Raw genomic sequence first — 14,099 nt, 5'->3', positions numbered from 1 at the left:
ATGCGAATTAAACCTGACGATAACTGGCGCTGGTATTATGATGAAGAGCATGATCGAATGATGCTCGATCTGGCCAATGGCATGTTATTTCGCTCGCGTTTTGCTCGCAAAATGCTCACTCCTGATGCTTTTTCACCCGCCGGTTTTTGCGTAGAAGATGCCGCGCTTTATTTTTCCTTTGAAGAAAAATGCCGCGACCTTGAATTATCGAAAGAACAGAAAGCGGAACTGGTGCTTAATGCGCTGGTGGCTATTCGCTACCTCAAACCCCAGATGCCAAAAAGCTGGCACTTTGTTGCGCATGCAGAAGACTGGTCGCCCGTCTCCGGCGATGCGGCCTGCGTGTACTTGAGCGACACCGAAGAGCAGGTCAATTTACTGGTGGTGGAACCGGGTGAAAATGCGGCGCTTTGTCTGCTTGCTCAGCCTGGCGTGGTGGTCGCGGGACGCACGATGCAGCTGGGTGATGCGATAAAGATCATGAATGACAGACTGAAACCGCAAGCCATTATTGACAGTTTCAGCCTTGAGCAAGCCGTTTAACTTTCCAGTCTGAGCGCCGTTTTCGGCACACAACTACAGCAAAGAATCGTGCCATCCTCGCCTATCGCTGATTTTTTCAGCGGGCTGACTTCGCCCTCCAGCAACCGTACCCGGCAGCAACCGCAAATACCCGCCCGACACGAATAGGGAACCCGAATCCCCTGGTTTTCCAGCTGTTCTAACAACACCTGCTGGTTGTTGCCACGAAAAGTCTGTCCATGCCAGTCGATATTCACCGCAGCATCCGGGTGTTGTTCTGCAGTGACGGTATCGTCAGGTGCCGCGGCACCGTATGCTTTTGCCGGCCCCGTAGCCAGTATTTCGACCTCATCGCCTGTGCGGATCACGCCACTGTTGCGCGCAATCAGATTCTGACCGAAATCAACATCGCCATTATCCAGGGCCGTGCGAAAACGCCGTAATGTGGCTAACGGTTCGCCAGAAGGATGTTTTTGCCCTTTTTCCGGGCTGACAGTGGTGAAAATACAGCGGCTGCACGGCTTTGCAACGTCAAAAATAACGTCGCCAATGCGGATCACTTTCCAGGTGTCCTCTTCCCAGGCGGCAGCACCGCTCACCACCAGGTTAGGGCGAAACTGTTCCATTTTCACGCTGGCCGGGCAGCGCTGTTGTAAATCACGCAGAGAGGCTTCACTGGTCAGCAGGTAGGGAAAACCATCCGCGAAGGAGAGCGGTACGCCGCTGTGTTGTTTAACGCGTCGCGTCAGGTTTGGTCCGACCCACCGTAATTGCACTTCGCGGGAAAAGAAACCACTCAGCCACCGATTAACAGCATCGGGTGCGATGCGGGCGGTAAAATGGTTTCCCCAGACTTCAGTTGGGGCATCTTGTTCGGCAAAATCAGCAAACCGTACCAGCGCGCTGCTGCCGTCCGGGGCGGTAAGATGCAGCCCGTCGTGCAACGGGGAAGGGGTAAAGCGAACCATTTGCGGGAACTGGCGGGCAGTGATGAACGTGCCATCGGGGGTGGTTATCATAAAAATACGATCAAACGCCAGACCACTGGCGTCAGCCAGCGCGTGTGTCAGGCCAATGCCGCGCATTGATTTAACCGGATGAACAAAAAGTCTGGTTAACGTCACCACTGTACAGCCCTCAAATGAAAATAAGCCCTCAACTTTATGACATACAGCCCATATTAGCTATAATGCGCAGCAATTTTCCCCGAGTAAAAGTGACGATATGAATTCTCTGTTTGCCAGTACGGCCCGTGGGCTGGAAGAGCTGTTAAAAACTGAACTGGAAAACCTGGGCGCCGATGAGTGCCAGGTCGTTCAGGGTGGTGTCCATTTTAAGGGCGACACACGGCTTGTTTACCAGAGCCTGATGTGGAGCCGTCTGGCCTCTCGCATCATATTGCCGATGGGGGAATGCAAGGTCTATAGCGATCTGGACCTGTATCTCGGCGTTCAGGCAATCGACTGGACAGAGATTTTTAATCCTGGTGCCACGTTTGCCGTGCACTTCAGTGGCCTGAATGACACCATCCGTAACAGTCAGTACGGCGCAATGAAAGTGAAGGATGCCATCGTGGACGCCTTCACCCGCAAGAATCTGCCGCGCCCGAATGTGGATCGTGAATCCCCGGATTTACGTATCAATGTCTGGCTGAACAAAGACACCGCCAGTATCGCCCTTGATCTGAGCGGCGACGGTCTGCATCAGCGTGGCTATCGCGATCGTACTGGTCAGGCGCCAATTAAAGAAACGCTGGCGGCGGCGATTGTGATGCGTTCTGGCTGGCAGCCGGGCACGCCACTGCTCGACCCAATGTGCGGTTCGGGTACGCTGTTAATTGAAGCGGCAATGTGGGCGACCGATCGTGCCCCAGGCTTACACCGTGGATACTGGGGCTTCAGCGGTTGGGCGCAGCATGATGAGGCAGTCTGGCAGGAAGTAAAAGCGGAAGCGCAGGTTCGTGCCCGCAAAGGCCTGGCCGACTACAGCTCACGCTTTTATGGTTCAGACAGCGATGCGCGCGTGATTGAGCGTGCGCGCAGTAACGCCCGCCGCGCAGGCATTGGCGATCTCATCACTTTCGAAGTCAAAGACGTTGCACAGCTGAGCAATCCGCTGCCCGAAGGTCCGCACGGGACGGTTATCAGTAACCCGCCGTACGGTGAACGTCTGGACAGCGAGCCGGCGCTTATCGCGTTACATAGCCTGCTCGGCCGTAACATGAAAAACCAGTTCGGCGGCTGGAATTTGTCGTTGTTCAGCGCGTCTCCGGATTTGCTCAGCAGTCTGCAATTGCGCGCCGATAAACAATTCAAGGCCAAAAACGGTCCGCTGGATTGTGTGCAGAAAAACTACCACGTCGCAGAGACCACTTCTGAAAGCAAGCCTGCCACGGTGGCGGAAGATTACGCCAACCGACTGCGTAAAAATATTAAGAAGCTGGAGAAGTGGGCGCGTCAGGAAGGGATTGAATGCTATCGCCTTTATGATGCCGACCTCCCGGAATATAACGTGGCGGTTGACCGCTACGGTGAGTGGGTGGTTATCCAGGAATATGCGCCGCCGAAAACGGTAGATGCGCAAAAAGCGCGCCAGCGTCTGTTTGATATCATTGCGGCGACCCTCGCCGTGCTGGAGATGGCCCCGAACAAGCTGGTGCTGAAAACGCGTGAGCGTCAGAAAGGGAAAAACCAGTACCAGAAGATGAACGAGAAGGGCGAGTTCATCGAAGTGAGCGAATACAACGCGCGTCTGTGGGTCAACCTGACCGACTATCTGGATACGGGCCTGTTCCTTGATCACCGAATTGCGCGCCGCATGCTGGGCCAAATGAGCCAGGGGAAAGATTTCCTTAACCTCTTCTCCTATACCGGCAGCGCCAGCGTACATGCTGGTTTGGGTGGCGCCCGCAGCACCACCACGGTAGATATGTCGCGTACCTATCTGGAGTGGGCGGAGCGCAACTTGCGACTGAATGGCCTGAGCGGTCGTGCGCATCGTTTAATCCAGGCGGATTGTTTGGGATGGTTGCGTGAGGCGAATGAGCAATTCGATCTTATTTTCATCGATCCACCGACGTTTTCTAACTCAAAACGTATGGAAGATTCGTTTGATGTGCAGCGCGATCATCTGGCGCTGATGAAGGATCTGAAACGTCTGCTGCGTAAGGGCGGCACCATCATGTTCTCTAACAACAAACGTGGATTCCGTATGGATCTCGACGGACTGGCAGCACTGGGACTGAAAGCACAAGAAATTACGCAGAAAACGCAATCCCAGGACTTTGCCCGTAACCGCCAGATCCACAACTGCTGGCTGATTACCTCAGCCTGAAAGGAAAAGTAAATGTCATTAATCAGTATGCATGGCGCATGGCTGTCGTTTAGCGATGCGCCGCTTCTTGATAATGCAGAATTGCATATCGAAGATAACGAACGCGTCTGTCTGGTGGGCCGTAACGGCGCCGGAAAGTCGACCCTGATGAAGATCCTCAACCGCGAACAAGGTCTGGATGACGGGCGCATTATTTATGAACAGGATCTGGTGGTTGCGCGTTTGCAACAGGATCCCCCGCGTAACGTTGCAGGCAGCGTGTATGATTTTGTCGCCGAGGGTATCGAGGAACAGGCGGAATACCTGAAACGGTATCACGATATTTCTCGCATCGTGATGACTGATCCCAGCGATAAGAACCTCAATGAAATGGCGCGGGTACAGGAACAACTCGATCACCATAACCTGTGGCAGCTCGAAAGCCGTATTAATGAAGTGTTGGCGCAATTAGGGCTTGATCCTAACGCGGCGCTCTCTTCCCTTTCGGGGGGATGGCTGCGTAAAGCTGCGCTGGGCAGAGCATTGGTGAGCAACCCGCGCGTATTGCTGCTGGACGAACCGACTAACCACCTGGACATTGAAGCTATCGACTGGCTGGAAGGATTCCTGAAATCCTTCAATGGCACGATCATTTTTATCTCTCACGACCGTTCGTTCATTCGTAATATGGCGACCCGTATTGTCGATCTGGATCGCGGGAAGCTGGTCTCTTATCCGGGCGATTACGATCAGTATCTGCTGGAGAAAGAAGAAGCGCTGCGGGTCGAAGATCTACAGAATGCGGAGTTTGATCGCAAACTGGCCCAGGAAGAGGTGTGGATCCGTCAGGGGATTAAGGCGCGTCGTACGCGTAACGAAGGTCGCGTCCGCGCACTGAAAGCTATGCGTCGTGAACGTGGCGAACGCCGCGAAGTCATGGGTACTGCGAAGATGCAGGTCGAAGAAGCGACGCGCTCGGGCAAAATCGTCTTCGAAATGGAAAACGTGGATTACCAGGTTGATGGCAAACAGCTGGTGAAAGATTTCTCCGCGCAGGTACAACGCAGCGACAAAATTGCGCTGATTGGGCCAAATGGCTGCGGTAAAACGACGTTGCTGAAACTGATGCTGGGCCAGCTTCAGGCTGACAGTGGCCGTATTCATGTCGGTACAAAGCTCGAAGTGGCCTATTTTGATCAGCATCGCGCCGAACTGGATCCCGATAAGACTGTGATGGACAACCTCGCGGAAGGCAAACAAGAGGTGATGGTTAACGGTAAATCACGCCATGTGCTGGGCTACCTACAGGACTTTTTGTTTCACCCTAAACGTGCCATGACGCCGGTTCGCGCATTGTCGGGTGGCGAGCGCAACCGTCTGCTGCTGGCGCGTTTATTCCTCAAACCCAGCAATCTTTTAATTCTTGATGAACCAACCAACGATCTCGACGTCGAAACCCTCGAGTTGCTGGAAGAAATGATTGACGGTTATCAGGGGACAGTCTTGCTGGTGAGCCACGATCGTCAGTTTGTGGACAACACCGTGACGGAATGTTGGATCTTCGAAGGTGACGGCAAAATTGGTCGCTATGTCGGCGGCTATCACGATGCGCGTGGACAACAGGTACAACATCTGGCGTTTAAACAGCCTGTTGTGAAAAAAAATGAGGAACCTGCTGCACTTAAAGCAGAAATTGTAAAACGAGCGAGTGGCAAACTAAGCTATAAACTACAGCGCGAACTGGAACAGCTACCCCAGCAGCTTGAAGAGCTGGAAGCTAAACTGGAAACGCTGCAGGCGCAAGTTGCTGACGCCGCCTTTTTTAGCCAGCCGCATGAGCATACACAAAAAGTTCTGGCTGACCTGAGTGAAGCGGAACAAGAACTTGAGCAAGCCTTTGAGCGCTGGGAGTATCTTGAAGCCTTGAAGAATGGCGCATAATTAAAGGAGCACATATGTGCGAACATCACCATGCTGCGAGGCATATATTATGCTCGCAATGTGACATGCTGGTGGCATTACCCCCGTTAGAGCATGGACAAAAAGCGGCATGCCCACGATGTGGCACAACATTAACAACCGAGTGGGACGCGCCAAGGCAGCGTCCCACCGCGTATGCAATAGTGGCTTTATTCATGCTGCTACTCTCCAACCTATTCCCTTTCGTGAGTATGAATGTGGCGGGGGTGAGCAGTGAAGTTTCGTTTCTGGAAATTCCGGGCGTTTTATTTTCTGAAGATTACGCCAGTCTCGGTACCTTCTTTTTATTATTCGTTCAGGTGGTGCCCGCCTTTTGCCTGATCACGATATTACTGCTCGTTAATCGTGTTGCCATGCCGGAAAAACTACAGGCCAGGCTGGCGCGCGTTTTGTTCCAGTTAAAATCCTGGGGCATGGCTGAAATATTTCTCGCCGGGATATTGGTGAGTTTTGTCAAACTGATGGCCTACGGCGATATTGGCGTAGGCAGCAGTTTCATTCCGTGGTGTCTGTTTTGTATTTTGCAGCTCCGTACGTTTCAGTGTGTGGATCGTCGCTGGCTGTGGGATGACATTGCGCCTGCGCCTGAAATTGCGCAGCCGTTAAAAGTGGGAACGCCGGGGATTCAACAAGGTTTACGTTCCTGTTCCTGCTGTACGGCGGTACTGCCTGCCGATGAGCTGGTGTGTCCACGCTGTAATACCAAAGGGCATGTGCGACGTAAAAACAGTCTGCAGTGGACCATGGCATTGCTGTTCACCTCGATCATGCTTTACCTTCCAGCCAATATCATGCCGATTATGATTACTGATTTGCTGGGTTCAAAATTGCCATCCACCATTATTGCTGGGGTGGTTTTACTGTGGAGAGAGGGATCTTATCCGGTTGCGGCTGTGATATTTATCGCCAGTATTATGGTGCCAACGTTAAAAATGATTGCGATTGCATGGTTATGCTGGGACGCAAAAGGGCATGGAAAGCGTGACAGCGAAAGAATGCATTTGATTTACGAAGTCGTGGAATTTGTCGGTCGTTGGTCAATGATCGATGTTTTTGTTATTGCCGTACTCTCTGCGCTGGTGCGCATGGGAGGGTTGATGAACATTTATCCTGCAATGGGTGCGTTGATGTTTGCTTTAGTCGTCATTATGACAATGTTTTCTGCGATGACGTTTGATCCTCGTCTGTCGTGGGACCGTAAACCAGAACCAGACCATGAGGAGTCCTGACAGCATGGAATCTAAAAGTGGGGAAGCCAAAGTGCAGAAGGTAAAGAACTGGTCTCCCGTGTGGATATTCCCCATCGTCACTGCGCTTATTGGGGCATGGGTTCTGTTTTACCACTACAGTCATCAGGGACCAGAAGTCACCCTGATTACCACCAATGCCGAAGGCATTGAGGGCGGTAAAACCACCATAAAAAGCCGTAGCGTCGACGTTGGTGTTGTCGAAAGCGCGACGCTAACCGATGACTTAACCCATGTAGAAATCAAAGCACGCCTCAATTCCGGCATGGAAAAGTTGCTGCATAAAGATTCTGTCTTCTGGGTGGTTAAGCCACAGGTAGGACGTGAGGGGATCAGCGGCTTAGGTACGCTGCTGTCTGGCGCCTATATTGAACTGCAGCCAGGTAATAAAGGAAGCCAGCTCAATAAATACGATCTGCTGGACTCTCCGCCGCTGGCGCCGCCGGATGCGAAAGGGATCCGCGTGATTCTGGACAGCAAAAAGGCCGGGCAGTTAAGTCCGGGCGATCCGGTGCTGTTCCGTGGCTATCGTGTAGGCTCCGTTGAAACCAGCACGTTTGATCCGCAAAAGCGCAGCATTAGCTATCAGCTCTTTATCAATGCGCCGAACGACCGCCTGGTCACCAATAATGTGCGTTTCTGGAAAGACAGCGGCATTGCGGTCGATCTCACCTCTGCGGGAATGCGCGTAGAGATGGGCTCGCTGACCACCTTGTTTGGCGGCGGTGTCAGTTTTGACGTCCCGGAAGGGCTTGAGCAGGGGCAACCTGTCGCGGAAAAATCGGCGTTCGTCCTCTATGACGATCAGAAGAGTATTCAGGATTCGTTGTTTACCGACCATATCGACTATCTGGTGTTCTTTAAAGATTCGGTTCGTGGATTACAACCTGGCGCGCCGCTGGAATTCCGTGGTATTCGTCTGGGTACCGTCAGCAAAGTGCCGTTCTTTGTGCCAAATATGCGTCAGGTATTTAACAACGACTTCCGCATCCCGGTACTGATCCGTATCGAACCTGAGCGTCTGAAAGCACAGTTAGGCGAAAATACGGATGTGGGCGCACATCTGCAGGAATTGCTGAACCGTGGCTTACGTGCATCGTTAAAAACGGGGAATCTGGTGACTGGTGCGCTGTATGTTGACCTCGATTTCTATCCGAAGGAACCCCCTATTAAGGGCATCCGTGAGTTTAGCGGCTATCAGATCATTCCGACCGTGAGTGGTGGTCTGGCGCAGATCCAACAACGTCTGATGGAAGCGCTGGATAAAATCAACAATCTGCCGTTGAATCCGATGATTGAGCAGGCGACCAATACGCTCACTGAAAGCCAGCGTACGATGAAGCACCTGCAAACCACGCTGGACAACATGAACAAGATTACGTCCAGTGAGTCGATGCAGCAGCTTCCAGCGGATATGCAAACTACGCTACGCGAACTGAACCGCAGTATGCAGGGCTTCCAGCCAGGTTCTGCCGCGTATAACAAGATGGTGGCGGATATGCAGCGTCTTGATCAGGTACTCCGCGAACTGCAGCCGGTTCTGAAAACGCTCAACGATAAGAGCAATGCGCTGGTGTTTGAAGCGAAGGACAAGAAAGATCCAGAGCCGAAGAGGGCGAAACAATGAAAAAGTGGCTAGTGGTGATGATGTCGGTCTGGCTGACGGCATGCAGCTCCGGTGGAGAAAGTAAAAGCTATTACCAACTGCCCATTGCGCAGGGGGGCATGCAAAGTACCGCGAATCAGGGAAACCGTCTGCTGTGGGTGGAACAGGTTTCGGTACCTGATTACCTGGCAGGGAATGGCGTGGTCTATCAGACCAGCGATGTGAAGTACGTGATTGCGAACAACAACCTCTGGGCCAGCCCGCTGGACCAGCAGTTGCGCAATACGCTGGTGGCCAGCCTGAATACCCAGCTTCCGGGTTGGGTTGTCGCCTCTCAGCCGCTGGGAAGCACTCAGGACACGCTAAACGTCACGGTGACCGGATTCCACGGTCGCTATGATGGCAAGGTTATCGTGAGTGGTGAGTGGCTTCTGAACCATCAGGGGCAGCTGATTAAGCGTCCATTCCATCTGGAGGCGACACAGCAGCAGGATGGCTATGATGAGATGGTAAAAGTGCTGGCAACGGCATGGAACCAGGAGGCCGCGTCTATCGCTCAGGAGATAAAACGCCTTCCTTAAAGTTTAAAAAATTGTAAATTAAACCGCCTCAGACTAACCCCTGAGGCGGTTTTTTTTCATTATTATTCCGGGAAAATAGCTGTCCTGGCTCACATTTCTTGTACAAATGAATTATTGGGTAGCTCACAAATATGACACTGGCGTGAATTTTGCGCATTGACGGAACCAATGTTTCGCGGTATTCGTTTTAGTGTGATTGCACACTTCGTAATCACTGTTTTCTTTTCCACCAGATAAAAGATGAGGGAAACGAGGCATGAAGAGACAAAAACGAGATCGCCTGGATCGGGCACATCAACGTGGATATCAGGCCGGCATCGCCGGACGCTCAAAAGAAATGTGTCCCTATCAGACGCTGAATCAGAGGTCATACTGGCTGGGAGGCTGGCGAGAAGCCATGGCGGACAGGGCAGTTTTGGCCTGATTCTGTCTCTTTAGAAAAAAGAAACCTCCGCATTGCGGAGGTTTCGCCTTTTATCACTCAGTCAGCAAAAGTGGCTGGCTGTAAAAGTGCAGGATTAGAACGCGGAAGTGTCCTGGAACAGGCCCACTTTCAGGTCATTGGCGGTGTAGATCAGACGGCCATCGACCAGAACTTCACCATCAGCCAGACCCATGATCAGGCGACGGTTAACGATGCGCTTGAAGTGGATACGGTAAGTGACTTTTTTCGCGGTCGGCAGAACCTGGCCGGTAAATTTCACTTCGCCTACGCCCAGGGCGCGGCCTTTACCTTCACCGCCCAACCAGCCGAGATAGAATCCAACCAGCTGCCACATTGCGTCCAGACCTAAACAGCCCGGCATGACCGGATCGCCGATAAAGTGACACCCGAAGAACCAAAGATCCGGGTTAATATCCAGCTCAGCTTCGACATAACCTTTGTCAAAGTTGCCACCGGTTTCAGTCATCTTGACGACACGGTCCATCATCAACATGCTTGGTGCTGGCAGTTGTGGGCCTTTAGCGCCAAACAGTTCACCGCGACCAGAGGCAAGAAGGTCTTCTTTTGTATAGGATTCGCGTTTATCTACCATGTTCTCTGTAAGCCTTATTTTATTGAAGCACGCAGGATAGCTAACACGTGTACGCTGAACAAGTCCGATCAGTTCGGAACAAACCAATTCAGCCAACGCAGCGGCCAGGGGAAACGGTGACGACCTTCCAGTTGCGTTGCTGCTGCAATACGCTCCTGGATAGTTTGCATCAGCGTTGTCTGACCTTCACCGTCCCACACCAGATTTAACAGAAGCGGCAGGGCGTCTGTCACGTCATCCACCGCCCAGATACTGAATTTCTCTTCTTCAACGGCCTGTAGCAGCGCAGGTTGCAGACTAAGATGTCTGACGTTGGCCGCTGGAATAATCACGCCTTGCTTGCCTGATAATTCTCGCTGCTGACAAATAGTAAAGAAGCCTTCAATCTTCTCGTTTAAACCGCCTACCGGTTGTGCACGACCGAATTGATCGACAGAACCGGTAATCGCGATACTTTGATTAACAGGAACATCAGCCAGAGCACTGATCAACGCGCATAATTCAGCCATTGATGCGCTGTCGCCATCGACTTCGCTGTAGGACTGTTCAAAGGTCAGCGAGGCGGAAAACGGGATCTGCTGCTCAAGCTGCAGCTCAGACATCAGGAAAGCCTGCATGATCATCATTCCCTTGGCATGGATATTCCCGCCAAGTTCCGCTTTTCGCTCAATGTCAGTGAATTCCCCATCGCCAATATGCACCACGCAGCTAATACGTGACGGTTCGCCAAATGCGCGAGGGTGACCAGGAAACTCAATCACCGAGAGCGCATTGATTTGACCAATGCGTTCGCCTTCGGTTTCGATCAGGATCTGTTCCTGGAGGATTTCATCCTGCATCCGTTCGGCAAGGAAACCCTCGCGCCATTCACGCTGGGCGAGCATCAGACGAAGTTGTTCTGCGTTGCAGGTCTCCCCTTCACACAGCGGGGCGACGTCTTTGAACTGACGAGCAATCCATAGCGGGCAGAGCGGCAAGGTGTCCTGCTCGCCAGTATAGCGCACCGCTTCACGAATCAGGACCTGCCACGCATCAGGGCCGGGGTAAGGCAGATTATTGCTTCTGGCGACCTGGGTCACCCACTGGCACCACTGCGTCATGGATTCTTCATCCACGATCTGCAGGTTGTCTTCAAATTCGCTATAGATAGCCTGCTCTGCGAGTTCCGGCTCCATTTCCTGGAAATCCGCTAACGACTCGCGGTCACCCACCAGTACCACTTTCATTTTAAGCGGCATAGAGGGCACGGAAACAGGCAGCGGGCGAGACTCATCGAATGCGACCCAGTCAAAGCTTTCGCGGCTCACGATGGCTTTCAGGCGCATCCATAACAGGGGCTGGGCCAGCAGCGTGCGCAGAGAAATAACCAGAATGCCGCCATTAGCCTGATGTACCAGGCCGGGTTGCAGGGTGATTTCTCCGTTAAACTGACGCAGGCAGCCAAACAGTTGTTCGGCTTCAACCCAGTCGGCACTGACCACCTGAGTTAACGTCGCAAAATTGTCTTCTGCTTTTTCTGCTTCGCGAAAACGAATGTGATGACCTGAAATCTCGTAATGACCGCCGGTCAACTTACCGTCGTCGGTGTGCAGCGTTCGGACTGCATCGGCCAGGAGGTTGATATACTCAAGCTCTTGCGGGGCCTTTGCCAGCATAAAAGATGACGACGCACGTGGCTGGAGAAGTTGCTCCAGACCAAACTGCAATCGCGGTTGAGTATCACTGAGTAAGGTGTCGTTTTCGTCAGTAAAGTGTGGCTGTGCAAATATCTCCTGATAACTGTCGGTATCAGGAACCAGATCACGCCATGCAAGTTTCGTAATGGTCAAAGTTGAGGTTTTTTAGTCTGTTGTGAAAAACGCGATTATACCGTAACCGGCAACACTGCACACGTGGAAAGCGAACGGAAACACGCAGTATGACGCGCGACAGTTCACAGGCTGGATATTCTTTTCTTCAGATGCTTAAAAAGCTGATATTCTGATAAGAGTTACACGGTAACATTGAGATCGCAATGAAATATCAACAACTTGAAAATCTTGAAAGCGGCTGGAAGTGGAAGTATCTGGTGAAAAAGCACCGCGAAGGGGAGTTGATTACCCGTTACGTGGAGGCCAGCGCAGCCAAAGAGGCCGTCGATTTGTTGCTAACCCTCGAGAATGAGCCGGTTCGGGTCAATACCTGGATTGACGAGCATATGAACCCTGCGCTGCTAAATCGGATGAAACAGACGATACGGGCACGACGCAAACGACACTTTAATGCTGAGCATCAGCATACGCGTAAGAAATCGATCGATTTAGAATTTATCGTCTGGCAACGCCTGGCTGGACTTGCGCAGCGCCGTGGCAAAACGCTTTCAGAAACGATAGTGCAATTGATTGAGGATGCGGAACATAAAGAGAAGTACGCCAGTCAGATGTCTACGCTGAAGCAGGATCTGCAGGCCTTATTGGGTAAAGAATAGCGTATGGCTCTGCCAGCATGTTCTGAGTACACAGTGGCATGGCAAAAAAAAACCCCGCAAGCGGGGTTTTTTATTAGACGGAAACTTAAGCCTGAGGCTGAGTTACAACGTCTTTGATACCTTTAACTTCGATCTCAACACGACGATCCGGAGCCAGGCAGTCGATCAGTGCAGCGCGAGCTTTCACGTTGTCACAGGTGTTGCCAGTAACCGGGTTGGATTCGCCCATGCCACGTGCAGAGATTTTGTCAGAAGGAATACCTTTAGAGATCAGGTAATCAACAACGGACTGAGCACGTTTCTCGGACAGACCCTGGTTGTAAGCGTCAGAACCGATGCGGTCAGTGAAGCCCAGAACAACAACGGAACCGTCTTTCGGATCCAGGTTGCTCAGCTGGCTGTACATCTGATCCAGAGCCTGCTGGCCTTCTGGTTTCAGAGTTGCTTTGTTGAAGTTGAACAGAACGTCAGACTTCAGAGTGAAGTGCTTGGTCTGTACTTCTGGAGCCGGAGCCGGAGCTACAACTGGAGCCGGTTCACCCTGGCCGAAACGGTAGGAAACACCTACGCTCAGCAGGCCGTTGTCCGGACGACCACCAACGGTGTTAGCGTCACCGATGTTGTTGGTCCACTGGTATTCCAGACGGGTAGCGATTTCAGGAGTAATTGCATACTCAACACCACCTGCGAATACTGGGGATACGCCAGTGTCGTGGTCTTTGAAGCCAGTGTTGTTTTTAGCGTCTGCACGCCAAACCATACCACCCAGACGAGTGTAGATGTCCAGATCGTCAGTGATTGGGTAACCCAGTTTAGCGGTCAGCTGAACGCCCTGAGCTTTGAAAGCGCCGGTCTGAGTGTTGCCTTTGTACGGCATACGACCTAACCAGTCGTAACCCATTTCGAAACCAACGTACGGGTTAACCTGATAACCACCGAACGCGCCTGCGCCCAGCTGGCTTTCTTCAGTTGAACCGTTGTTGTTGATTTGGTTGTTGCCAATGTCATGGAACTGAGACCAGCCCAGTTTAGCACCGGTATACCAGGTGTTATCTTTCGGAGCGGCCTGCGCTACGGTAGCGAAACCAGCCAGTGCCACTGCAATCGCGATAGCTGTCTTTTTCATTTTTTGCGCCTCGTTATCATCCAAAATATGCCATGAATATCTCCAACGAGATAACACGGTTAAATCCTTCACCGGGGGACCTGCTCAATAGTTACTCTACCGAATCTGCGGCTTAGGCCGAACACCCCTGGCGATGTAAAGTCTACAACGTAGTGGAAAACTTACAAGTGTGAACTCCGTCAGGCATATAAAAAAAAAAGGCTTGTATACACATTATTTAA

General features: G+C 52.1%; 12 protein-coding genes. 8 read left to right on the top strand and 4 right to left on the bottom strand.

Features of this window, described 5'->3' with window-relative positions; translation table 11 throughout:
- Entirely contained in the window at positions 1 to 543 is a 543-nt protein-coding gene (gene zapC / locus AC07UY_RS10110) for a cell division protein ZapC (protein WP_494701120.1), read from the top strand.
- On the opposite strand, the gene AC07UY_RS10105 is transcribed toward zapC, so the two are convergent.
- Positions 540 to 1,649, bottom strand: coding sequence for a YcbX family protein (locus AC07UY_RS10105; protein WP_494701119.1), 1,110 nt, complete (start codon positions 1,647 to 1,649; stop codon positions 540 to 542). The genes zapC and AC07UY_RS10105 overlap by 4 nt on opposite strands.
- A gap of 97 nt (positions 1,650 to 1,746) precedes the next feature.
- Between AC07UY_RS10105 and rlmKL the strand changes: the two genes are divergently transcribed.
- From rlmKL to rmf, 6 genes are all read left to right on the top strand, one after another.
- Entirely contained in the window at positions 1,747 to 3,855 is a 2,109-nt protein-coding gene (rlmKL, locus tag AC07UY_RS10100; protein ID WP_494701118.1) for a bifunctional 23S rRNA (guanine(2069)-N(7))-methyltransferase RlmK/23S rRNA (guanine(2445)-N(2))-methyltransferase RlmL, read from the top strand.
- Between the two features lie 12 nt (positions 3,856 to 3,867).
- Positions 3,868 to 5,775, top strand: coding sequence for an ABC transporter ATP-binding protein (locus tag AC07UY_RS10095; RefSeq protein WP_203358253.1), 1,908 nt, complete (start codon positions 3,868 to 3,870; stop codon positions 5,773 to 5,775).
- Positions 5,776 to 5,789: 14 nt separating this feature from the next.
- The gene (gene pqiA, locus AC07UY_RS10090) at positions 5,790 to 7,043 is read left to right on the top strand and encodes a membrane integrity-associated transporter subunit PqiA (protein WP_494659514.1); all 1,254 of its coding nucleotides are present in this window, start codon (positions 5,790 to 5,792) and stop codon (positions 7,041 to 7,043) included.
- A gap of 4 nt (positions 7,044 to 7,047) precedes the next feature.
- A complete protein-coding gene (pqiB, locus tag AC07UY_RS10085; RefSeq protein ID WP_203358251.1) occupies positions 7,048 to 8,688 on the top strand; it encodes an intermembrane transport protein PqiB in 1,641 nt (546 codons plus the stop codon).
- Positions 8,685 to 9,248, top strand: coding sequence for a membrane integrity-associated transporter subunit PqiC (gene pqiC, locus AC07UY_RS10080; protein ID WP_494701117.1), 564 nt, complete (start codon positions 8,685 to 8,687; stop codon positions 9,246 to 9,248). Before pqiB ends, pqiC begins: the two co-directional genes overlap by 4 nt.
- 256 nt (positions 9,249 to 9,504) lie before the next feature.
- Positions 9,505 to 9,672 carry a ribosome modulation factor gene (gene rmf, locus AC07UY_RS10075; protein ID WP_192611800.1) on the top strand — a complete coding sequence of 56 codons (168 nt, stop codon included), beginning with the start codon at positions 9,505 to 9,507 and terminating at the stop codon, positions 9,670 to 9,672.
- Positions 9,673 to 9,766: 94 nt separating this feature from the next.
- Here rmf and fabA read toward each other — a convergent pair whose 3' ends face one another.
- The gene (gene fabA / locus AC07UY_RS10070; protein ID WP_010429339.1) at positions 9,767 to 10,285 is read right to left on the bottom strand and encodes a bifunctional 3-hydroxydecanoyl-ACP dehydratase/trans-2-decenoyl-ACP isomerase; all 519 of its coding nucleotides are present in this window, start codon (positions 10,283 to 10,285) and stop codon (positions 9,767 to 9,769) included.
- 68 nt (positions 10,286 to 10,353) lie between these two features.
- A complete protein-coding gene (locus AC07UY_RS10065; protein WP_494659515.1) occupies positions 10,354 to 12,114 on the bottom strand; it encodes an AAA family ATPase in 1,761 nt (586 codons plus the stop codon).
- A gap of 185 nt (positions 12,115 to 12,299) precedes the next feature.
- On the opposite strand from AC07UY_RS10065, the gene matP reads away from it, so the two are divergent.
- Positions 12,300 to 12,752 (top strand): macrodomain Ter protein MatP, encoded by a 453-nt coding sequence (gene matP / locus AC07UY_RS10060; protein ID WP_203358249.1) that lies wholly within the window; start codon positions 12,300 to 12,302, stop codon positions 12,750 to 12,752.
- Between the two features lie 85 nt (positions 12,753 to 12,837).
- Here the strand turns inward: matP and ompA are convergent, their stop codons facing one another.
- Complete coding sequence (gene ompA / locus AC07UY_RS10055; RefSeq protein WP_494659516.1) at positions 12,838 to 13,878, bottom strand: porin OmpA; 1,041 nt, start codon at positions 13,876 to 13,878, stop codon at positions 12,838 to 12,840.
- Positions 13,879 to 14,099: the final 221 nt, after the last annotated feature.

This window comes from Citrobacter sp. GW821-FHT02E08, assembly GCF_059421685.1.
This window is presented reverse-complemented; position numbering and strand designations above follow the sequence as displayed.

What these genes read in the sequence shown, in the direction of transcription:
- rmf (WP_192611800.1), top strand. Translation starts at nt 9,505, where the DNA reads ATGAAGAGACAAAAACGAGATCGCCTGGATCGGGCACATCAACGTGGA.
- ompA (WP_494659516.1), bottom strand. Translation starts at nt 13,878, where the DNA reads ATGAAAAAGACAGCTATCGCGATTGCAGTGGCACTGGCTGGTTTCGCT.
- zapC (WP_494701120.1), top strand. Translation starts at nt 1, where the DNA reads ATGCGAATTAAACCTGACGATAACTGGCGCTGGTATTATGATGAAGAG.
- pqiB (WP_203358251.1), top strand. Translation starts at nt 7,048, where the DNA reads ATGGAATCTAAAAGTGGGGAAGCCAAAGTGCAGAAGGTAAAGAACTGG.
- pqiC (WP_494701117.1), top strand. Translation starts at nt 8,685, where the DNA reads ATGAAAAAGTGGCTAGTGGTGATGATGTCGGTCTGGCTGACGGCATGC.
- rlmKL (WP_494701118.1), top strand. Translation starts at nt 1,747, where the DNA reads ATGAATTCTCTGTTTGCCAGTACGGCCCGTGGGCTGGAAGAGCTGTTA.
- matP (WP_203358249.1), top strand. Translation starts at nt 12,300, where the DNA reads ATGAAATATCAACAACTTGAAAATCTTGAAAGCGGCTGGAAGTGGAAG.
- AC07UY_RS10095 (WP_203358253.1), top strand. Translation starts at nt 3,868, where the DNA reads ATGTCATTAATCAGTATGCATGGCGCATGGCTGTCGTTTAGCGATGCG.
- fabA (WP_010429339.1), bottom strand. Translation starts at nt 10,285, where the DNA reads ATGGTAGATAAACGCGAATCCTATACAAAAGAAGACCTTCTTGCCTCT.
- pqiA (WP_494659514.1), top strand. Translation starts at nt 5,790, where the DNA reads ATGTGCGAACATCACCATGCTGCGAGGCATATATTATGCTCGCAATGT.